Raw genomic sequence first — 19,497 nt, forward strand, 5'->3', positions numbered from 1 at the left:
CCGCGCTCGACTTGCATGTATTAGGCACGCCGCCAGCGTTCGTCCTGAGCCAGGATCAAACTCTCCATAAAAGTTAAGTTTGACTTGCTCATTTGCACATCGAAATGTGCTCGTTGTCTTTTCTTCACTAAGAAGAAAATATTGACGTACTGGTTGGTTCGTTCAGTTTTCAAAGATCAAAATGTTGTGTGCTGTTCAAAACAGCGACTTTTACATCTTAACATTTCGTTTCGTTGCTGTCAACAACTTTTTTGAAATGTTTTTTTTCGATATGTTCGCTTTCGTTTTCAGCGACTCTAATAATGTATCACATCCAACAAGACAAAGTCAATATCTTTTTTGAAAAAGGTATTTGATTTGTTTTGTTGTGTGTCGCTGTCTTAATGCGACGTTTAATAATATAGCACGGGATAAATAGAAACGTCAATGGTTTTTCACTAAAAAAATCCCCTTCCTCAAATAGATCCTTCATTTGGGGAAGGGAGTGTCCTCTTTTCATTCAATTAAGAAAGGATGCCTTCAACTGGTTTATAAGTTCTGTGATAGATACCTACCCCTTTTGTTTCTTGTAGGATGACTTCAATTACTTTATTTTCGACCAGATATTCGATCATAGATGACAGGTCCAGAATGTAGTGCTGGATATCAGGATGGTTCTTTAATTCACCGAATGTCCAAGGCTGTTCTCGTTCATCCATTAATTGAAGCAAATGCCTTGCACTGGATAAAGACCTTTTACTGACTGAATGCTCTACAGCCAGGATCATCAACTGGATTCGTTTGTCTGTTGGTTCATGGCTTTCAATTAATTCTTCATATAACTTGTAGATTTCAGGTTCAATTCTCCTCACTTGATTCCAGACGGTTACCTCTGGGTGAAATCCTTTTTCAATAATCGCAAGCCTCGCCAGATAATGAAGCGAGCGCACCATCTGACTGAATGAATCCAAATACTGACCTGTATCATATAAATCTTTCGCTTCCGAATAGCTTCGGATCAGCTTTGCAAATTCAATACCTTTCTTTAAATCCCTCTTATCTTGCGGAAAACTTCTCAACCGGTCTTTTAGGTCCGTAATATAATCATTTCTCTCAAAAATCACCGTCCCATTGATGACCCATTCTACGGCTCGCCGGTAAGAGCTCGTGTCGATCCAGCTCTGAAGAAGTCTTTCACTCACTGTATGCATAGCAGCAGATTTATTCTCAAATTCATAGTGCTTTACATACCAATCTTCCTCTGGGTCTTTCACCACAACGAACAAAATAACATCAAAGTTGTCCGTAACTGGACTAATCGGCCGCTTCTTTTCCAAAATCAATATTCCCATCGTATTACTCTGGCTCGCACGTTCTTGATAGATCGGGCGTAGTAGATCTTCCATTTTCCTGGTCCCCCATATTCAAATCAATTCCTTACTTCCTATTCTATATTTTTTCCTGAAATCCTCTTTTCCAATTATAATTGTACATATTAAATGTGCTATACTACCTTGTAGAAGAGTTAGGAGGGACCAGCGTGGCTCTGAAATACAGCAGCAAGATCAATAAGATTCGCTCCTTTGCATTCTGGCTCATTTTCGCCGGGATTGGAGTTATGTACATCGGTCTTCTTTTTAAAAGCACAATGTGGCTAATGGCACTGTTCATGATTCTCGGGGTGGGGTTTGTCGGATTAAGTACCGTCGTTTACTTCTGGATCGGAATGCTTTCGACGCGAACTGTACAAATTGTATGTCCATCCTGCGAGAAACCGACCAAGATGCTTGGGCGTGTAGATGCATGTATGCACTGTGATCAGCCGTTAACCATGGATAAATCATTGGAAGGCAAAGAGTTTGATGAGAAATACAACTCAAAACGACATAGCAAAACGGCACCTGACCAATCGTAAGTCTATACTGACGTTCAAAAAATCCGCTCAATGCAGCGGGTTTTTTTATATTGTCAAGAATGGGTTTGGGTCCATTCGGCGTTAAACTTCCGAGATGCTACCCGACGAAATGAAATTCAGACAACAAAAAAACTGAAAGCACGATGCTTTCAGTTTAGTGAGTATTTTCTGATTGGCAATCAGAGCACGTTCCATACACTTCCATGCGATGATGACTTACATTAAATCCAGTCACCTGTTCAGCTAATGATTCAACTTCATTTAAACTTGGGTAATGGAAGTCTACAATTTTACCGCATGATTCGCAGATGATGTGATAGTGGTCTGTCGTATTGCAATCAAAGCGGCTTGATGAGTCCCCATAGGTGAGCTCTCGGACTAGACCGATTTCACGGAATACCCTCAGGTTATTGTACACCGTTGCCACACTCATGTTTGGAAATTTACTCTCTAATGCCTTGTAAATTTCATCAGCTGTAGGGTGAGTCATAGAATTCAGTAGGTATTCAAGCACCGCATGACGCTGTGGTGTAATCCGTACTCCAGATCCTTTCAGTGTATCGATGGCTTCTTGGAGTCGATGGGTAGACACGGTCATGCACCTCGCTTTCATGAACTGATTCTTGATTTATAATATTATTAGATTAGAATCCTTATAAACAGTGTAACCTTTCTGTAATTATGTTGTCAATCATGAGCAGCGAGTCTTTCAGCAGGATTTACACATCCGGGTTAAGTGGCGTTTCTTTGCCGCCCACCTGTTTATTCACGTACCTAGCTGCTACAAATAACAAATCAGATAATCGATTCAAATACGTTACAACCATCGGATTCCCGACTTGGTCGCCGAGCCCTACAGCAGATCGTTCGGCTCTACGAACAACCGTTCTTGCCAAGTGCAGACCAGCCGACGTTTCGTGACCAGAAGGAAGAATGAAGTTCTTGAGAGGAGGTAGCTCCTGGTCCCATGAATCGATCGCCTTCTCCATGTCATCGATATGCGACTTCTTCAGTTCCCACATGACATCCTTCCCCTTCGGTGTCGCAAGTTCTGCCCCGACATGGAAAAGAACCGTCTGTATTTTCTGCATGTCCTCCATGAAGGCTGCTTTTCCTTCCCACTCTTCATGCTTCAAATGACTCAACGCCAATCCGATTGCAGAATTCGCTTCGTCACATGTTCCGTAAGCTTCCACTCTCAGATCGTCTTTCGGCACGCGTTGACCATAAATAAGAGATGTTTCTCCTTTGTCACCGGATCTTGTATAGATTCTCATTTCAATACCCCCGCTTCAGATTTATTATATTCAGCATATCTCCTTGACCTGTTACATAAACTTCAAGATTCTTTTCAAACATCTCAAAGGCTCTTGGAACATAGTGGGGTGAGATGCCCGATAAGTGTGGTGTAATCGTCACTCTTTCTTCATCCCAAAGTGCATGCCCTTCTGAAAGAGGCTCTTCTTCAAATACATCGAGCACAGCATGTCCAATCCACTCGTTCCGTACGGCATTTAAAAGCACCTCCGTCGAAACAAGGTCCCCTCTCCCCATGTTCAAGAAAACAGCATGATTCTTCATGGATTGAAAGTGGCGATTCTTAAGAAGATGAATGGTCTCATTCGTACTCGGCAGCGCCGCAACGATATAGTCCGCTTCATGAATCACTTGATCCAACTTCTCTATTGAATAGGTCTCGTCAAAGTGAGACTTCAAGTTTCCAGACTTTGATACCCCTAACGTACGCATGTGAAACGCTTTTCCGAGCCGGGCTACTTCTTGAGCAATGGCTCCTGTGCCTAGTAGAAGCAGCGTTTTCCCACCGATTTCCGTCATGACGGTCCTTCGGTTCCAGTTGTGCTTCTTTTCCTGCTCGATCAGGACCTTAGCCTGCCGTTCGACTTGAAGCAGCATAGAGATGGCATATTCCGCCATCGGCTTCGCATGAATGCCACGGACATTTGTAACCACAATGCCCTGCTCTTCGATCTCCTTAAATGGCATACGATCCATCCCTGCCGATAATACCATGATCCACTTAAGGCGTTCTGCTGATTTCACTCGTTCAGGGGTTAAGTCCTCTCCATATGTAAGAAAGATATCCGCTTCCTCGAGATAAGGCTCCGCCTCCTCTATGCCGTGGCAGAACATAAATTCAACATCAGTAAAACGATCGGTCAGCCGACTGCGTATTTCATCCGGTACCCTTTTAATAGCTGAAACGACTTTCATCTTCTTTCCCCCTTTTAATAAATGGTATGAAACATAAAAACCATAGCCGTAGAGGCTATGGTTCCATTCTGCTACTGAAGATTTTCACGGATGAATTCTAGAGCAGACTCTACGTGGCCGTCCACTTTCACTTTGCGGTACTCTTCGGCAAGGTTTCCTTCTTTATCAATGATAAATGTGGAACGTTCAATGCCGTAATATTCTTTACCGAAGTTCTTCTTAAGCTTCCATACTCCGTAATCTTCCGCCAGCTTATGATCCTCATCAGCTAACAGCAGGAACGGAAGGTCGTGTTTATCAATGAATTTCTTATGTGATTCAACAGGGTCTGGACTGACTCCGAGAATGACAGCATCAAGATCCGCGAAGCTCTCGTGGTGATCACGGAAGTCGCATGCTTCTGTCGTGCAGCCCGGCGTCATATCTTTCGGGTAGAAATAAAGGACAACATTCTTTCCTTTATAGTCGGATAATGAAACCTGCTCGCCATTGTTGGCCGGGAGTGTAAAGTCTGGTACTTGCTTTCCTTTTTCAATTGCCATAGTGAAATTCCTCCTTGATAGCTTGTACTTATTATTAGCGTACATGATATGCATGTAAACTTCCAATCTCAGCGATCTTCTTTATAATTTTGCCAGACCTTGGCTACTAATGCAGCTGGGAGAGAGTAACCGACCATCGCTTCAATAATGGCGAGCGCCCGTCCCACTCCTACTGGAATCATATCCCCATACCCTACCGTGAAAAGTGTCACTCCGCTGAAGTATAGACTCCTGGCCATTTCATGCATCCAATCCAACGAGCCATCGTCCAGCTCCTCCCTATAAACTCCTATCCCCTCTTTCATAAGAACAAAATATATGATCCCGAATCCGATAAGGATAATGGTATAAAGCAGCAGGATGGAAACGAATAAATGATAAGAAAACATCCGATGTTCAAATTCCAAGGATGAAAAGAGCTGCCTGAGCGCAGCTGAAATAATTACAAGGCATAACGCCGACACGATGACGGTAACCATGTACAACCTCCTTGTCCAAATCACCTCTTCATTTTGGTGTATGCCCTACACTATAAATTTATGTTTTTCCTGGAACGGGCGAACGCACAGTCCTCTACTGAAGTGTTGCATAAGATACAGTAAACCAATGGAAAGGGGGGATTATGAATGAGTTACGGATATGGTGGCGGATTCGCGCTGATCGTTGTTCTTTTCATCCTTCTAATCATCGTTGGTGCAGCGTTTGTATACTAAGTCATAAGTGAGCAACCTGATGTTGCTGTTTTTCTTACGTAAACGAACCATAGAACGTGCACAACATGAACACATAAAGCTCTCTCCTCACGAATGTGGGAGGGAGTTTTTATGTTGATAAATTCCCTCTACCCCAATCTTATTCATCCATCAGGGTCTCTTCCTTTCCGAACATGAAAGTGAGTTTTTTGTTCTTAATGTGATGGTCCATGCTACAATGGTAGGGAATGTTTGAAACAGGAGGATTTTTAAATGAATTATACAAAGTCAGAACAATTATATAATGAAGCAACCGAGCACATTGTCGGCGGAGTAAACTCCCCTTCCCGTGCATACAAAGGAGTGGGTGGAGGTACACCTGTCTACATGGACCGTGCGGAAGGGTCGCACTTTTTTGATGTCGACGGAAATGAATACATTGATTACTTAGGTGCCTACGGTCCTATCATTACCGGACATGCCCACCCCCACATAACAGAAGCGATTACGAAAGCGGCGCAAAACGGCGTTCTTTATGGAACTCCGACAGTCCTTGAAAACCGCTTCGCTAAAATGCTGAAGGATGCAATCCCTTCATTGGAACGTGTACGCTTCGTCAACTCAGGTACGGAAGCCGTCATGACGACCATCCGCGTAGCCCGCGCTTACACTGGTCGCAACAAGATCATCAAATTCGCAGGTTGTTACCACGGGCATTCCGACCTTGTTTTAGTAGCAGCAGGTTCCGGTCCTTCTACGCTCGGAACTCCGGATTCAGCAGGTGTCCCTGCTTCGATTGCGCAAGATGTCATTACAGTCCCGTTCAACGACATCGAACCCTTCAAGGAAGCACTGGAACGTTTCGGCGATCAAATTGCAGGCGTACTCGTCGAACCGATTGTCGGGAACTTCGGAATTGTGGAACCTAAACCAGGATTCCTTGAGGAAGTGAACCGTCTGACACACGATGCAGGAGCACTCGTGATTTACGATGAAGTGATTACAGCTTTCCGTTTTACATACGGAAGTGCCCAGCAGCTTCTGGACATCGAACCAGACATGACCGCGATGGGTAAAATCATCGGCGGTGGCTTACCGATTGGTGCATACGGAGGCAGAGCAGATATTATGGAACAAGTTGCCCCATTAGGACCAGCCTATCAAGCTGGAACAATGGCCGGGAATCCAGCCTCGATGTCTGCAGGAATCGCTTGTCTTGAAGTGTTGCAGGAAGAAGGGGTTTACGAGAAAATGGATCTCCTTGGTAAACGCCTTGAGGATGGCATTCTTTCATCAGCAGATGAGCATGGAATCGACATTAAGATTAACCGACTCAAAGGAGCTTTGACCGTCTACTTCACCACCGAAAAGGTAGAGAATTATGAGCAGGCAGAAAACACAGACGGAGAAAAGTTCGCCGAGTTCTTCCATTTGATGCTTGCAGAGGGAATCAACCTGGCTCCGTCTAAATATGAAGCATGGTTCCTGACCACGGCTCATACAGACGAAGATATCACTCAGACCCTTCAAGCCATTGATCGCGTATTCAACAAAATGAAAAAGTAGAAAAATCGAGTGGGGAGTTTTGATTCCCCACTCTTTTTTGCGCATGAGAATTTTATTTTTTACAGAAGAACTATTGAAAAATTCAAATCCACATGCTATTATATACACATAATTCTGAAAATTCCCACGAATTATGATCTTTGTTTCATTTCTTTCCCTTTTCATAGGTTTCAGTTTTTACTGAATCCCCTCAAGCTTGTGCAATGATTGGTTGCACAGGCTTCTTTTTTGTGTTGAATTTATAAAAAATGGGTACGAATGATAAGGACATCCGTTATAATAATCTCATTGATGTCTTTACATATCTTTAAGAAGGATGATGCACGTTATGAAGTTAGGCGCACGTATGATGAAGACGGGTCTTGCCGTAGGTATTGCGTTGTATATTGGACACTTATTCGATTTCATTTCTCCATTACTCGCTGCCATCGCTGTCGTATTTTCGATCCAACCTTCCATCTACAGGTCTTATCAGTCCATTATTGAACAAGTCCAAGGAAACATTATCGGAGCATTGATTGCTGTCGTTGCCGTATTCACTCTCGGAAACGATCCTTTCGTTGTAGGATTTGCGATCATTATCGTCATCGGAGTCACAACTACGATGAAAATGAATGAGAATACAATCTCGTTAGCCGTTGTAGCCGTCATCGCATTGATGGATACAACCGATCAGACCTTTCTATACTTCAGCGCGTCACGTTTCTCTTCCATGCTGCTCGGGATTCTTGCCGCCTTCATCGTTAACCTCGTTTTCCTGCCACCAAGGTACGAAACACGATTATTCAAGAAAATCGATGAGGCGACCACCGATATTCTGCAATGGCTTCGCGTGACAACAAGGCAGCTCTCCGATGAACCTGCTTTGAAATACGAAATTACAAGGATCCAGGACGATATGCGATGGGTCGATCACACTTACCTGCTTTACTCGGAGGAACGTACCTACTTCAAAGGCACCCGCTTCTCCAAAGGAAGAAAACTGGTCTTATTCCGGCAGCTCATCACAACAACGAAGAAATCATTCGATGTATTGAAAGCCTTCTACAGGCTCGACCATAAAATCGAACAGATCCCTGAAGACTTCCAAGATGCCGTTGTAGGCGAACTTGATAAATTGATCAACGCTCACGAGAAGCTGGTACTCAGCCTGAAGGGACGGATTAAGAGAACGCACAAGCAATCGCTAAGAAAAATCGAAGATCCGGACATTCCGATGCTTGTGGAACGATTAATGGCCGTGTATGAAGAGAGTAATAACCCTGATAAGCTCGTCTTCCTCCCGCTGGCATCCCAGCTGATGGAATACCACTATCAGCTTGAGAAGTTGAAGCGACTGTTGAAAAGTTATCAGAATCACCACCAAGATGATTTTATTCAGACACAAGACAAGTAAAAGAAGCAAAAAAAAGCTGTTGCACATCATGCAACAGCTTTTTTCGGTTCTTTTTAATATATTGTGAACCTCATTATCGTTCCGTATATTCCGGTTCACCTTCATCCAGCTTCTGAACTTGATAAAGATCGAAGTAATGCCCCTTCTTCTGCATCAGCTCTTCATGAGAGCCGACTTCAACGATCTCACCATTCTCTATATGCACAATACGATGAGCATGTGTAATGGTCGATAATCTATGGGCGACGATAAAGGTTGTACGATCGGAAGCCAGACGCTCCAGCGCATTTTGAATCAAGCTTTCACTTTCTAAGTCCAGAGCTGAAGTCGCTTCATCCAGAACAAGCAACGGTGGGTTCTTCAGGAAGACCCTGGCGATGGCTACCCGCTGTTTCTGCCCTCCAGAAAGTTTCACGCCGCGTTCGCCTACCAACGTATCGTATCCGTTCGGCAGACTCATGATGAAGTCGTGAGCGTTCGCTGCTTTTGCCGCTTCGATCACTTCTTCATCTGTTGCTTCAGGGTTCCCCATTTTAATATTCATTTCAATCGATTCACTGAAGAGAATATTATCCTGGAGGACCATACCGACCTTATCACGGAGAGAGCGGGACTGGACATCCCGAATGTCTTCTCCATCCAGCTTGATCTTTCCTTCTGTCACGTCGTAGAACCTCGGAATCAGACTGATCAGCGTCGATTTACCTCCACCACTCATACCGACGAAGGCGATCGTTTCTCCTTTCTTCACGGAAAGGGAAACATCTTTCAACACAAGAGGTTCATCCTCATCGTAACGGAAGCTCACCCGGTCGAATTCAACATCACCATGGACATGATCCAGTGATTTAGCCCCGGGTTTATCTACAATGTCGTATTTCTCATCTACGAATTCAAAGACACGGTCCATGGAAGCGATGGACTGAGTCAGAACGGTAGCAGAGTTCACGAGTCTTCTTAATGGATTATACACCCGGTCCATATAACCGACGAAGGCAACCATTGTACCTACCGTCAGATCACCACTGATGACTTGATAACCCGCAAACGCAACGACAAGCAATGGAGCTAAATCAGTAATCGTATTCGTAACAGAATACGTATAAGCATTCCAGTTCGTATGAACCAAGGCTTTATCCAGGAAGTTCTTATTCTGCTTGTCGAACAAGCGCTGTTCATGGTCTTCAAGCGCAAAGCTTCTCGTCACCGGTACCCCTTGCACACGTTCATGCAAGTGCCCCTGTACGGAAGCAAGCGCTTGGGAACGGTCTCTCGTCAACTTTCGTAACCTCGCATAGAAGTACTTCACAGCAAACCCATACAGCGGGAATAAAGCTATGGATACGAGGGTTAACCACACATTCATCGTCAACATGATGATAATGGCGATGACGATAGTAATCATATCAAGCCATATGTTCATCAATCCGGTGATGACAAATGTTTTGGTCTGTTCCACATCGTGTATGACCCTTGAAATGATTTCTCCCGTCTTCGTCTTGGAATAAAAACGTAGACTCAAACGCTGAATGTGGTCAAACAGCTTTTCACGGATGTCATATAGGATTTTACTTCCTATATATTGAGCCAGGTATTGACGGATGTATTCAATCGGCGGACGCAGAATGAGGAAAACAGCAAAGGCTCCCCCCATAATCCACAACAACTGGTCAAGTTTCGCAGGATCCGCCATGTCCTCTGCGTTGATGATGTTGTCGATCACATATTTAATGATTAACGGCATAAGCAAAGGAATCGAGAATTTAACGATTCCTATCAGGACGGTGAATAAAATTTTCCCCTTATAAGGACGGACGAATTGTAAATATCGTTTGATACTATCGATAACCAACACCTTCTTTCTAAACAACAAGGAAGCGCACTTTCATAGAAGTGCGCATCCACCTATTATCGATATGTTAAATACCTTTCATACCATTGATCGATGAACTCCGGTGAAAAGGGACCTTTCCTCTGTCTCACCCAACGAATGAGGACATCCATATTATTATAAAGGATTCGGTCTAATACATGCGGATAGTTCATCTGTTTCTTGTGAATTTCGTACTCATCTTCATCTAAGATTTTGTATGTCATATCGGGAAATACTTTCAGATCTAAATCATAATCAATGTATTTGATCGATCCATCTTCAAACACGAAGGGCGAGCTGATATTACAGTAATAATAAACCCCATCATTTCTGAGCATCCCAATCACGTTAAACCAATACTTGGAGTGGAAATAACAGATGGCGGGTTCTCGTGTAATCCAGCGCCTTCCATCACTTTCGGTCACTGTCGTCCTGTCATTAGCACCAATGATGACATGCCTTGTCCCTTTTAAAACCATGGAGCTCTCCCACACGCGGTGCAACTTACCGTTGTGTTTATAGCTCTGGATTTCAATATGTTTTCCTGCCTCTGGGCCGGGCATACGATCCCCCTCCCTTTTTTATCCGTTTACCTTCTGTCTATTATAACGACTATCGTTATCGATTGAAACTAATTCAACTGCAGATTCGTCTATCTTATACAGCATTTGTTTATGCGGATAAAAAAAAGAAGCCGTCCACAGTTGGACGACCTCTTCGTTTCGGGGTTTATACAGACTAATCGAACAGCCTGGACAAGCCACTCTTACTCAGGTTATTTCTTTTTCGCCTGAGATTGTTGGTTCTGCTCTTTTACGTGTTGAGCATCAGTTTGTGATGCAAATTCAGCACCGTACTGTTGCTGACCTTGAGAAGCTTGTTGGTTTTGCTGTTTGACATGTTGTTTGTCAGTACCAGCTGCTGTTTTACCTTGTTGTTTTGGTTGCTTAGCCATGTTTATCACCTCCGCAAAAATTATTGTGCGCAGGTTTCCGATTTTTAAACCAACAAACGATAAAAAAGTTCAAAGAAATCAATACACAAAAAAAACGACGCTCAGATGCGAGCGTCGTTGTGAGAGGATTAATCAGCAATTCGTTTTGTTCCAAGATAACGCGGGCTCCAGTATCCACTGGATAGAGAGTCAACTCGAATTCCTCTTGAGCTGCTGCTATGGATGAACTTATTATTTCCAACATAAATTCCAGCGTGAGAAGCACCTGCTTTGTATGTTTCAAAGAAGACAAGGTCTCCAGGCTTACGATCAGAGCTGCTGACACTTTCCATACGATCATCAGCATAGATCGATGCGACCGTTCTTGGAAGATCCACATCAGCGGCTTTTTGATACACATAGTTCAAATATCCACTGCAGTCGAAACCTCCTGGAGTCGTTCCACCCCATGCGTATGGTGTTCCGATATGACTCTTCGCTTCCTCAATCAATCCACCTGCGTTTAAGACGGCAGCCTGTGTGGTACTTGAAGGAGTAGAGGCGCTCGTTGCTTTACCATTTACGGCAAGTTTCTGACCTGAGCTGATCCAGTTGCTCGACAGGCCGTTCTGGTCTTTCAAGCTCGCAACCGACATTCCGTGCATCGTTGCGATTTTCCAAAGAGAGTCACCGCTTTTCACTGTGTAAGTGTGTTGTCCATCTTTTTGTTCAGAAGAACCATCTTCCTTGCTTACAACTAAATTCTGACCTGCACTGATTCCGTTGCCAGACAGGTTGTTCCAAGATTTAATGTCAGAAACGGATACGTCATATTTCTGACTGATCTTCCATAATGATTCACCCGCACTTACTTCATGCGTCTCATCGGCAAATACTGTCGTTCCCCATAGTGAAGCACCCAAAACCGCACCGCAAACAGCCGTCATCAACTTTCTTTTATTCACTAAAAAAACCCTCTCTTTTATGTATATCGAAATTATTTTCTGAATTATGTCATCAATCATCTGTTACTTATTATTCATGCTTTTCGTATACTTGTAAATAGCTCCAAACTTCTACATTAGTCAACAAAAAGCCTGCACCCCTTGTCACTACTGGGGTTGCAGGCTTTCATTACAATATAGTTACAAATGTATTACACCCTGTTTTTGCCTGATTATTAAGTCATCACTCCCCATTCTCTCGTATGAAGCACCGCATTGCAGAGCAGAATATACGAAAAAGGAGGGATAGCATGTACGTTGGCAGAGACCTTTCCGCCCTGAGTATGGAAGCTAAAAGCTCCTGGCAGGAAAAAGAACTAGGCTACTTTCATTACGCATTGTCTCAAGCAGCTCCTTACTTAAATGCAGAAGGAGTAACGATGCTTAGAGAGATTAATGAAGAAATCAAGCAGCGTGGCGGGTTGGAACATAAAGAAGCGACGTGGACTCACGGTACGCACCCTGTTACGGATTAACATATTTATGCGCCTTTTGATGTGATACGGGGAATGGATAGTCGTCGATGGTCTGTTTTTCTACAAAACGGGCACGCTCTCTATTGAGCTCTCCCCCTTTAAGAGTGACTCGTACGACTTCCATTTCCCAAATCAAATGAGAGAATACATGCTTTACCTCCTCAAGCTTCTCTTTCCATTCGATATCAAGCCCATATTCGTCCAAAAACCACACTTTGGCAGACTCGGGGCCCAGGTCTTTCATCGGGATCATAGGGTACTGCCATAACGAAGCAAGGAGTCCATCTCCAGGGCGCTGTTCAATCAAAACCTCTCCCTTTTCATTCTCGATCAGAATCAACTTATATGGGATTTTCTTCTGCTTCTTCTTGGAGGACTTCACAGGTAACGTCGTTTCAATCCCTTTGTCGAACGCCCTGCAATATTCCTGTACAGGGCATAACATACAGGAAGGACTTTTCGGTGTACAGATCATGGCGCCAAGTTCCATCATCCCTTGATTAAAGGAAGAAGGGTCCTTATCAGAGATGACTCCTCTCACTAATTCCTCAAATAACTTTCTCGTCTTCGGCTTCGCAATATCGTCATCTACATTCAGAATCCGCGACAACACCCTCATGACATTACCGTCCACAGCAGGCTCAGGCGTATCGTAGGCAATACTTAGAATGGCTCCTTTTGTATAGGGACCGACTCCCTTCAGAGATCCAAGCTCACCAGGGTCGCTTGGGACAACGCCTCCGTATTCCTCCACCACTTCGCGGACTGCGGTTTGCAAATTGCGTGCACGGGAATAGTACCCTAAACCCTCCCAAGCCTTTAACACCTCCTGCTCATCGGCTTCGGCCAGGCTTTCAGGGGTCGGGAATTTATCCATAAAATGATTAAAATACGGAATGACCGTATCAACCCTCGTCTGTTGGAGCATAATTTCTGATACCCACACTCGGTAAGGATCTTGATTCTCTCTCCAAGGTAAAATTCTTTGTTCCTTTTTAAACCATTGAATCAGATCCTCTTGAAAAGATTGTATATCGAATTCGTTCAATGTTTGGTTCGCTCGTTCTTGATTGTTCATGTATCATCATCCTTCATGATAAACTTACTTAGAACTCCGTATAGTCAAAGGAGGTATTTCGTTGGACACAGGTACACACGTTGTCATGGGGGTCGCCCTTGCTGGGATTGCAACAATGGATCCCGTCGTACAGCAGGATCCCACCATGTTTAATGCTGTATTAGTCGGTACACTTCTAGGGTCACAGGCCCCGGACTGCGATACCGTATTAAAACTTAAGAATAACGCTGTCTATATAAGACACCATAGAGGCATTACCCATTCGGTCCCCGCTGTTGCGCTTTGGGGAATCACGATTCCAAGTCTCATTTATCTATTTGTTCCGGAAGTCAACTTCCTGCACCTATGGTTATGGACGTTTTTGGCTGTGATTCTGCACGTCTTTGTCGACATCTTCAATGCGTATGGCACACAGGCATATAGACCATTCACAAAGCGCTGGGTCGCTTATGGATTTATTAATACGTTCGATCCTTACATCTTCATTATGCACCTTGCAGGAATCGTGGCTTGGAACTTAGGGGCACATCCCGGTTGGATGTGGCTGATCATTTATTTCGTCATCGCCCTCTATTATGTGAAACGATACTTCGATAAGCGTGAACTTGTCAAAGTCATTCACCACCACTTCGACGATGTTCAGCAGATCGCCACCTCTCCGACGATTAAACAAAACATCTGGCGGATTGCGATTACGACCCCAAGTCATTATTACGTGGGGCGTGCTGAGAATGGGCATATTACCATTCTGGATCAATTCGTCAACAAACCGATCGATTACGATGATCCAGTTGTCCAAAAAGCGTTGACCGATCATAATATTAAAGCTTTTCTCTCATTTTCTCCAGTGTATCGTTATGAAATCACGTATTATGACGAGTACACAGAGGTTCGGTTCATTGACCTGCGTTACAGATCTAAGGGGCGATATCCATTCGTAGCCGTCGCTCAAATCGATGACGAACACGGAGAAAAGAACTTGAAGATCCTGAATTCCTACACAGGATGGGTATTCACAGAGGAGAAGCTGCAGGACAAACTGAATATCGCAAAAGCTTAAGCATTCTCATGAAAAGAACCGCGCTGCCCCGTAAGGTCAGCACGGTTCTTTTGTTACTGTAAAGGGCCTCTTTTATTAAGAAGTTCCTTATACTTAGGGTTTGTCGCCACAAAATCATGAAGCCTCGGCCCATACTGTTCAATCCACTGAGTGACAATCTGTTCCGTCACCTTTTTGCCTTGGTATTCATAACCGGCCTTGGCATAGGTGGCTTCGAAGTCTTCCCAAAGCAGTTCAACCCAGGTCCGCGCCTCTTCAATCGTTAAGTTTCCGCTCTTTTCATATAAGCGTTCAGCTAACTGCTGATATTTTTCATTCATTATTCAAAGCTCCTCTTGGCAATGATTTCAGTTGTATTGTAACACATAGAATGACGGACTGAACACAAACTAATCTTGTCTCACCAAGAGACAAAGGAGGCTTTTTCATGCGAAACAAAGCGAAGGATTTTCCAGAAGCTCATATTTCCCACGCTCCAGCAGACCAAAGCGAATATCTAGCGAAAAGACCTAACGGACAGATCAACAGTGATCCACAAGGTCGAGCGGCTCACTCTAGAGAGCGAGACATTAATCAGGTCGGGAGGAATCGTCGTGGCTAAGCATAAATTCAAGGAAAAGAAGAACGCATTTGCTGAGCATAGAAACAACAAGCACCTCAACCACCGGGTAAATGGTGAAACGGAACAGACGCTGTCTGAACAAATCACCCAAGTTCAAGCCCGAAAACGAAGCTAAGCAAAGAGGCTGGAACCCAAAGTAGGTTCCAGCCTCTTTTTATAAACGTTCGCGGTTCTGTTAACAGTATGTGTTCAGCGGGCTTCTCAAACAACTCGCTTTCCGTGGGGTACCGTGAGCCTCCTCAGGCTTCGCCTTCCGGGGTCTCACGATGCACCTTTATCCCACAGGAGTCTGGCTTTTTGAGAAGCCCACTGTGCATAAATAGCGGAACAGAACCACATATTTATCGTTACCCTGCTCCCTTTTACCCTCAAGCCAGGTTTTGTTTAGAAGCTTCAACTTCTGCAATGATTATTCAGGTCCAATGGATTTAAAATTGTAAGTAAGGTTTTTACTTCTTCTCCCCTAGCATGGCAACGGGAAGGGCTTCGTGTTCGTCGCCGGATACTCTTTCTCCCGCCTTTGTCTGTCGGAATCCCCAGGCAAAGACACCGTTCATGTAATCGATGTAGAAATCGTGATCCGGGTCCCCGTCAATCTCATACGTTTCTTCGGATTTAAACTCCTTCGGGTCAAGCATATAGGATTTTGCCATAATGATTTTCCGTTTATGTACAGCGTATTCATTGACCATTCCCATTTGTTCGGCTTTCTGGGCCTTCTCCGTTAGTTCTGCAATTTCCGCGCGTAATTCTCCCTGCGAATATTGGCTATATCGTTTTTCCATTTTCATCCCCCTGTTCTCTGTTTCTTTACATTTTAACAGGGTTTGTTCACAATAGATATACGTATAGGAAAAGGAGGAGATCGTATGGGGAATGTGCTGATTACTGGAGCTGGCACGGGGCTTGGTAAGGCTTTAGCCCACCGCTACGCAGAGGAAGGTCATCAAGTATTTCTAGCAGGGCGGACAGAGAAGAATTTACTCATCGCTCAAAATGAAATCAAGAATAAAGGCGGCAGATCTGAAGTGTTGATCTGCGACGTCACAGAACCCGCTTCGATTACCGAAGCGCTGCGCCAAATCGATCAAATCGATGTACTGATCAATAACGCCGGAATCGGCTTGTTCGGCTCACTCCAAGAACTAGCCGTTGAGGACGTGGAAGATACCCTGAACACGAATATCAAAGGAACGATCCTTATGACTCAATCGGCTTATCCGAAGCTGAAAGAGTCCAAAGGGCGTGTCTTGAACATCATCTCTACCGCCGGTCTGCGCGGAAAAAATCACGAAAGTGTGTACTGCGCCAGCAAATTCGCAGTGAGAGGGTTTACAGAAAGTCTTCACAAAGAGTGGGAAAATGAAGAGATCTCTGCTACTGCGGTTTATATGGGTGGCATGAATACACCCTTCTGGAACGAGACGGATCATGTTGATAATCCGGACCGTTTAAAGGGACCTGAAGGTGTAGCGGAACAAATCTTTCAAGAAGATGATGGACGAGAAGCCATCTATATTGATAAATAGGTGAGATTCGATCCATAAAAAAAACCGGACTACACCCTGACTGGGTGCAACGTCCGGTTTTTTTCTATGAACTTCATCAAAAGGATAAAACCTTTTAGCGATTCAAAGATACTAAAAAAAGAAGCCGGACCCTCAAGGCCGGCTTCTTATCCTGGATTATTCTCCAAGACCTTCTTCTTTAGCTTTCGCTACAACAGCTTCTACAGCTTCTGCTTCATCAGAACCAGCTGCTGAGAACTTCACTTCAGCACCTTTCGGAATTCCAAGAGACATAACGCCCATGATGGACTTCATGTTAACTGACTTTCCTTTGTACTCGATGTTAACATCTGATTCGTATTGTCCCGCTACTTGTACGAGAGCTGTCGCTGGACGTGCGTGAACGCCGTCTGCTGCTGTGATCGTCATTGTTTGTTCTGCCATGATAATCTCTCCTTACGATTGTTTTATTTCTACAATGTCCGGCTCATTAAGTTTAACTTGCCCTGATGCTTTGACATTTACAGACTGGTCTTCCTGAAGATTCGTGAATACGATCGGAGTGACGATGGATGGCGCATTGTCTTTTACAAAGTCAAGATCGACTTCCATCAATGCCTGCCCCTGTTTCACTTCGTCTCCTTCTGAAATCATAGCTGTAAATCCTTCACCTTTCAAGCCTACTGTATCGATTCCGATGTGGATCAGGATCTCCATCCCGTTATCCGCTTCTAAACCGATCGCATGCTTTGTTGGGAAGACATTCAGCACTTTTCCGTTTACCGGCGAAACTATCTTACCATCTTGCGGCTCAATTGCAAAGCCATCGCCCATCATTTTACCTGAGAAGACCTGATCCGGTACTTCTGTGATTGGCATGATCGTTCCTGTGATCGGGCTGACAAACTCAAGCTCACCTTTTGTTACAGGTGCTTCTGCTTGTTTCTTATCGTTCATCATATCGGATTGATCGTCACGTGAACGAGGTGTCTTACCGTCGATGATATCCTGCATCTGACCGCGCAGTGTATCGGATACAGGTCCGAAGATGGCTTGGATATTGTTTCCTACTTCCATGACGCCTGACGCCCCGAGTTTCTTCAAACGATTCTTGTTTACATCGTCTTTATCATTTACAGAAACACGCAGACGTGTAATACATGCATCCAGGTGGCTGATGTTCTTCTTCCCACCCATCGCTTCAAGGATTTCGAATGGCAGGTCGCCGACTTCTCCGTCGTCCTCTTCATCTTCTGCTGCATCTTCACGACCAGGTGTCGCTAAGTTGAACTTCAGAATGGCCCAGCGGAATCCGAAGTAGTACACAACAGAGAAGATGAGACCAACGATGATGACCCACCACCAGTCCGTACGGTTAGGTAAAACACCGAACAGAATGAAGTCGATCAGACCACCTGAGAAGGTTTGACCGATTTTGACGCCCAGAATCTCCATGATCATAAAGGAGAATCCTGCAAACACAGCGTGGATTCCGAACAGGACAGGTGCAACGAATAGGAATGAGAATTCGATCGGCTCTGTGATACCTGTAAGGAAAGAAGTCAGGGCAGCTGATGCCATGATTCCGCCGACGACTTTTTTACGTTCAGGCTTAGCTGTGTGATAAATCGCAAGCGCAGCTGCCGGAAGACCGAACATCATGAATGGGAATTTACCAACCATGAATGTTCCTGCAGTGAATTCTACACCGTCTCTTAATTGTGCAAAGAAGATCTGTTGGTCACCGCGTACAATTTCTCCTGCGGCATTCGTGTAAGATCCAAACTCAAACCAGAATGGTGAGTAGAAAATATGGTGAAGACCGAACGGAATCAATGAACGCTCAATCACACCGAAGAAGAAGGCCGAGATCGTCTGGTTTCCTTCAAGCATAAGTCTTGATAGTGCATTCAAACCTGATTGTGCATATGGCCAAAGACCTAACATCACAATTCCTAAGAATAAAGCCGAGAAAGCTGTGACAATAGGAACGAAACGCTTACCAGCAAAGAACCCAAGGAACTGCGGGAGTTGTATATCGAAAAACCTATTGTATAAGGAGGCAGCTAATATACCAACGATGATACCTCCGAAGACCCCGGTCTGGAGCGTGGGTATTCCAAGTACGTTCGCATAAGCAGGTTCACTCGTCATTTCCGGCGTAACCCCGCCAAGAACCCCCATAACAACATTCATAATTAAGTAACCAATGATCGCCGCCAGTCCAGCGACACCATCACCTTTAGCAAGACCAATCGCAACACCCACTGCAAATAAGAGCGGCAGATTGGCAAACACAACGTCACCCGCCGATGCCATGACTTCCAACAAAGTCTGCACCCAAGGGGTACCAAAATACGGAACTCGATCAACAAAGTCGTCTTGTGCAAAGCTCGTACCAAATGCAAGCAGGATACCTGCTGCAGGAAGCAGTGCGACCGGCGTCATTAACGCTTTACCGACTTTCTGCAATGTTCCAAAAGCATTTTTGAACATGATGTTTCCTCCTTTTATATTGTGATGAAAAAACAGCTCCCATATTTTTCAGAAAAATAAAACGGTTACATCGATCAGGTTAAGAGAAGCCGCCTTGGCGGCTTAAGAATAAATAAAAACAAAA

At 44.4% G+C, this 19,497-nt stretch carries 24 protein-coding genes and 1 rRNA gene; 9 read left to right on the forward strand and 16 right to left on the reverse strand.

Annotation, left to right across the window (positions count from 1 at the left end; genetic code table 11):
- Together LCM20_RS14400 and LCM20_RS14405 are read right to left on the reverse strand one after the other, a co-directional pair.
- Window positions 1–71, reverse strand: a 16S ribosomal RNA gene (locus LCM20_RS14400); the annotation flags it as partial.
- A 432-nt stretch (window positions 72–503) separates the two neighbouring features.
- Window positions 504–1,385, reverse strand: a complete 882-nt coding sequence (locus tag LCM20_RS14405) for a nucleotidyltransferase-like protein (RefSeq protein WP_225196187.1) — start codon at window positions 1,383–1,385, stop codon at window positions 504–506.
- Window positions 1,386–1,519: 134 nt separating this feature from the next.
- Between LCM20_RS14405 and LCM20_RS14410 the strand changes: the two genes are divergently transcribed.
- Window positions 1,520–1,894: a YgzB family protein gene (locus tag LCM20_RS14410; protein ID WP_225196188.1), complete on the forward strand. Its 375-nt coding sequence runs from the start codon at window positions 1,520–1,522 to the stop codon at window positions 1,892–1,894.
- 154 nt (window positions 1,895–2,048) lie between these two features.
- Here the strand turns inward: LCM20_RS14410 and perR are convergent, their stop codons facing one another.
- The 5 genes from perR to LCM20_RS14435 form a co-directional block, all read right to left on the reverse strand.
- Window positions 2,049–2,492, reverse strand: a complete 444-nt coding sequence (perR, locus tag LCM20_RS14415) for a peroxide-responsive transcriptional repressor PerR (RefSeq protein ID WP_263622136.1) — start codon at window positions 2,490–2,492, stop codon at window positions 2,049–2,051.
- 121 nt (window positions 2,493–2,613) lie between these two features.
- Window positions 2,614–3,171, reverse strand: coding sequence for a cob(I)yrinic acid a,c-diamide adenosyltransferase (locus tag LCM20_RS14420; protein WP_225196189.1), 558 nt, complete (start codon window positions 3,169–3,171; stop codon window positions 2,614–2,616).
- A gap of 1 nt (window position 3,172) precedes the next feature.
- Complete coding sequence (locus LCM20_RS14425) at window positions 3,173–4,126, reverse strand: D-2-hydroxyacid dehydrogenase (protein ID WP_225196190.1); 954 nt, start codon at window positions 4,124–4,126, stop codon at window positions 3,173–3,175.
- A gap of 71 nt (window positions 4,127–4,197) precedes the next feature.
- A complete protein-coding gene (bcp, locus tag LCM20_RS14430) occupies window positions 4,198–4,668 on the reverse strand; it encodes a thioredoxin-dependent thiol peroxidase (protein ID WP_225196191.1) in 471 nt (156 codons plus the stop codon).
- Between the two features lie 68 nt (window positions 4,669–4,736).
- Window positions 4,737–5,147, reverse strand: a complete 411-nt coding sequence (locus LCM20_RS14435; RefSeq protein ID WP_225196192.1) for a potassium channel family protein — start codon at window positions 5,145–5,147, stop codon at window positions 4,737–4,739.
- A 147-nt stretch (window positions 5,148–5,294) separates the two neighbouring features.
- Here LCM20_RS14435 and LCM20_RS14440 point away from each other — a divergent pair, with 147 nt between their 5' ends.
- The 3 genes from LCM20_RS14440 to LCM20_RS14450 all read left to right on the forward strand — a co-directional run bounded on the left by LCM20_RS14440 (window position 5,295) and on the right by LCM20_RS14450 (window position 8,322).
- On the forward strand, window positions 5,295–5,381 hold the full coding sequence (locus LCM20_RS14440; protein WP_074735040.1) for a YjcZ family sporulation protein: 87 nt from the start codon (window positions 5,295–5,297) through the stop codon (window positions 5,379–5,381).
- A 252-nt stretch (window positions 5,382–5,633) separates the two neighbouring features.
- The gene (locus tag LCM20_RS14445; RefSeq protein WP_225196193.1) at window positions 5,634–6,926 is read left to right on the forward strand and encodes a glutamate-1-semialdehyde 2,1-aminomutase; all 1,293 of its coding nucleotides are present in this window, start codon (window positions 5,634–5,636) and stop codon (window positions 6,924–6,926) included.
- Between the two features lie 328 nt (window positions 6,927–7,254).
- The gene (locus tag LCM20_RS14450) at window positions 7,255–8,322 is read left to right on the forward strand and encodes an FUSC family protein (protein WP_225196194.1); all 1,068 of its coding nucleotides are present in this window, start codon (window positions 7,255–7,257) and stop codon (window positions 8,320–8,322) included.
- Between the two features lie 73 nt (window positions 8,323–8,395).
- Here LCM20_RS14450 and LCM20_RS14455 read toward each other — a convergent pair whose 3' ends face one another.
- The 4 genes from LCM20_RS14455 to LCM20_RS14470 all read right to left on the reverse strand — a co-directional run bounded on the left by LCM20_RS14455 (window position 8,396) and on the right by LCM20_RS14470 (window position 12,094).
- Complete coding sequence (locus LCM20_RS14455) at window positions 8,396–10,168, reverse strand: ABC transporter ATP-binding protein (RefSeq protein ID WP_225196490.1); 1,773 nt, start codon at window positions 10,166–10,168, stop codon at window positions 8,396–8,398.
- 62 nt (window positions 10,169–10,230) lie between these two features.
- Entirely contained in the window at window positions 10,231–10,758 is a 528-nt protein-coding gene (locus LCM20_RS14460) for a DUF402 domain-containing protein (RefSeq protein ID WP_225196195.1), read from the reverse strand.
- 212 nt (window positions 10,759–10,970) lie between these two features.
- The gene (locus LCM20_RS14465; protein ID WP_225196196.1) at window positions 10,971–11,150 is read right to left on the reverse strand and encodes a gamma-type small acid-soluble spore protein; all 180 of its coding nucleotides are present in this window, start codon (window positions 11,148–11,150) and stop codon (window positions 10,971–10,973) included.
- Between the two features lie 128 nt (window positions 11,151–11,278).
- Window positions 11,279–12,094, reverse strand: coding sequence for an NlpC/P60 family protein (locus LCM20_RS14470; RefSeq protein WP_225196197.1), 816 nt, complete (start codon window positions 12,092–12,094; stop codon window positions 11,279–11,281).
- Window positions 12,095–12,384: 290 nt separating this feature from the next.
- On the opposite strand from LCM20_RS14470, the gene LCM20_RS14475 reads away from it, so the two are divergent.
- Window positions 12,385–12,609, forward strand: coding sequence for a cytosolic protein (locus LCM20_RS14475; protein WP_225196198.1), 225 nt, complete (start codon window positions 12,385–12,387; stop codon window positions 12,607–12,609).
- Here the strand turns inward: LCM20_RS14475 and mutY are convergent.
- Window positions 12,599–13,687 (reverse strand): A/G-specific adenine glycosylase, encoded by a 1,089-nt coding sequence (gene mutY, locus LCM20_RS14480; protein WP_225196199.1) that lies wholly within the window; start codon window positions 13,685–13,687, stop codon window positions 12,599–12,601. The two genes, LCM20_RS14475 and mutY, sit on opposite strands and share 11 nt — an antisense overlap.
- A gap of 61 nt (window positions 13,688–13,748) precedes the next feature.
- On the opposite strand from mutY, the gene LCM20_RS14485 reads away from it, so the two are divergent.
- Window positions 13,749–14,747: a metal-dependent hydrolase gene (locus tag LCM20_RS14485; RefSeq protein ID WP_225196200.1), complete on the forward strand. Its 999-nt coding sequence runs from the start codon at window positions 13,749–13,751 to the stop codon at window positions 14,745–14,747.
- Between the two features lie 53 nt (window positions 14,748–14,800).
- Here the strand turns inward: LCM20_RS14485 and LCM20_RS14490 are convergent, their stop codons facing one another.
- Window positions 14,801–15,067 carry a YfhJ family protein gene (locus LCM20_RS14490; protein WP_225196201.1) on the reverse strand — a complete coding sequence of 89 codons (267 nt, stop codon included), beginning with the start codon at window positions 15,065–15,067 and terminating at the stop codon, window positions 14,801–14,803.
- Window positions 15,068–15,174: 107 nt separating this feature from the next.
- Between LCM20_RS14490 and LCM20_RS14495 the strand changes: the two genes are divergently transcribed.
- Both LCM20_RS14495 and LCM20_RS14500 read left to right on the forward strand, forming a co-directional pair.
- Complete coding sequence (locus LCM20_RS14495) at window positions 15,175–15,348, forward strand: small, acid-soluble spore protein K (RefSeq protein WP_225196202.1); 174 nt, start codon at window positions 15,175–15,177, stop codon at window positions 15,346–15,348.
- Complete coding sequence (locus tag LCM20_RS14500; protein WP_225196203.1) at window positions 15,341–15,484, forward strand: YpzG family protein; 144 nt, start codon at window positions 15,341–15,343, stop codon at window positions 15,482–15,484. The genes LCM20_RS14495 and LCM20_RS14500 overlap by 8 nt, the downstream gene beginning before the upstream one ends.
- 334 nt (window positions 15,485–15,818) lie before the next feature.
- Here LCM20_RS14500 and LCM20_RS14505 read toward each other — a convergent pair whose 3' ends face one another.
- Window positions 15,819–16,154, reverse strand: coding sequence for a YfhH family protein (locus tag LCM20_RS14505; protein WP_225196204.1), 336 nt, complete (start codon window positions 16,152–16,154; stop codon window positions 15,819–15,821).
- Between the two features lie 84 nt (window positions 16,155–16,238).
- Here LCM20_RS14505 and LCM20_RS14510 point away from each other — a divergent pair, with 84 nt between their 5' ends.
- Entirely contained in the window at window positions 16,239–16,898 is a 660-nt protein-coding gene (locus LCM20_RS14510; RefSeq protein ID WP_225196205.1) for an SDR family NAD(P)-dependent oxidoreductase, read from the forward strand.
- A gap of 156 nt (window positions 16,899–17,054) precedes the next feature.
- Here the strand turns inward: LCM20_RS14510 and LCM20_RS14515 are convergent, their stop codons facing one another.
- Together LCM20_RS14515 and ptsG are read right to left on the reverse strand one after the other, a co-directional pair.
- On the reverse strand, window positions 17,055–17,321 hold the full coding sequence (locus tag LCM20_RS14515; protein WP_225196206.1) for a phosphocarrier protein HPr: 267 nt from the start codon (window positions 17,319–17,321) through the stop codon (window positions 17,055–17,057).
- A gap of 12 nt (window positions 17,322–17,333) precedes the next feature.
- Window positions 17,334–19,373 carry a glucose-specific PTS transporter subunit IIBC gene (gene ptsG, locus LCM20_RS14520; protein WP_225196207.1) on the reverse strand — a complete coding sequence of 680 codons (2,040 nt, stop codon included), beginning with the start codon at window positions 19,371–19,373 and terminating at the stop codon, window positions 17,334–17,336.
- Window positions 19,374–19,497 lie beyond the last annotated feature (124 nt).

Origin of the sequence: Halobacillus litoralis (assembly GCF_020171725.1) — a bacterium.
GTDB lineage: Bacteria > Bacillota > Bacilli > Bacillales > Halobacillaceae > Halobacillus > Halobacillus litoralis_F.

Coding starts and splice junctions, on each gene's coding strand:
- LCM20_RS14475 (WP_225196198.1), top strand. CDS start 12,385: ATGTACGTTGGCAGAGACCTTTCCGCCCTGAGTATGGAAGCTAAAAGC.
- LCM20_RS14515 (WP_225196206.1), bottom strand. CDS start 17,321: ATGGCAGAACAAACAATGACGATCACAGCAGCAGACGGCGTTCACGCA.
- LCM20_RS14505 (WP_225196204.1), bottom strand. CDS start 16,154: ATGGAAAAACGATATAGCCAATATTCGCAGGGAGAATTACGCGCGGAA.
- perR (WP_263622136.1), bottom strand. CDS start 2,492: ATGACCGTGTCTACCCATCGACTCCAAGAAGCCATCGATACACTGAAA.
- bcp (WP_225196191.1), bottom strand. CDS start 4,668: ATGGCAATTGAAAAAGGAAAGCAAGTACCAGACTTTACACTCCCGGCC.
- LCM20_RS14450 (WP_225196194.1), top strand. CDS start 7,255: ATGAAGTTAGGCGCACGTATGATGAAGACGGGTCTTGCCGTAGGTATT.
- ptsG (WP_225196207.1), bottom strand. CDS start 19,373: ATGTTCAAAAATGCTTTTGGAACATTGCAGAAAGTCGGTAAAGCGTTA.
- LCM20_RS14425 (WP_225196190.1), bottom strand. CDS start 4,126: ATGAAAGTCGTTTCAGCTATTAAAAGGGTACCGGATGAAATACGCAGT.
- LCM20_RS14440 (WP_074735040.1), top strand. CDS start 5,295: ATGAGTTACGGATATGGTGGCGGATTCGCGCTGATCGTTGTTCTTTTC.
- mutY (WP_225196199.1), bottom strand. CDS start 13,687: ATGAACAATCAAGAACGAGCGAACCAAACATTGAACGAATTCGATATA.
- LCM20_RS14460 (WP_225196195.1), bottom strand. CDS start 10,758: ATGCCCGGCCCAGAGGCAGGAAAACATATTGAAATCCAGAGCTATAAA.
- LCM20_RS14490 (WP_225196201.1), bottom strand. CDS start 15,067: ATGAATGAAAAATATCAGCAGTTAGCTGAACGCTTATATGAAAAGAGC.
- LCM20_RS14510 (WP_225196205.1), top strand. CDS start 16,239: ATGGGGAATGTGCTGATTACTGGAGCTGGCACGGGGCTTGGTAAGGCT.
- LCM20_RS14495 (WP_225196202.1), top strand. CDS start 15,175: ATGCGAAACAAAGCGAAGGATTTTCCAGAAGCTCATATTTCCCACGCT.
- LCM20_RS14405 (WP_225196187.1), bottom strand. CDS start 1,385: ATGGAAGATCTACTACGCCCGATCTATCAAGAACGTGCGAGCCAGAGT.
- LCM20_RS14465 (WP_225196196.1), bottom strand. CDS start 11,150: ATGGCTAAGCAACCAAAACAACAAGGTAAAACAGCAGCTGGTACTGAC.
- LCM20_RS14420 (WP_225196189.1), bottom strand. CDS start 3,171: ATGAGAATCTATACAAGATCCGGTGACAAAGGAGAAACATCTCTTATT.
- LCM20_RS14445 (WP_225196193.1), top strand. CDS start 5,634: ATGAATTATACAAAGTCAGAACAATTATATAATGAAGCAACCGAGCAC.
- LCM20_RS14435 (WP_225196192.1), bottom strand. CDS start 5,147: ATGGTTACCGTCATCGTGTCGGCGTTATGCCTTGTAATTATTTCAGCT.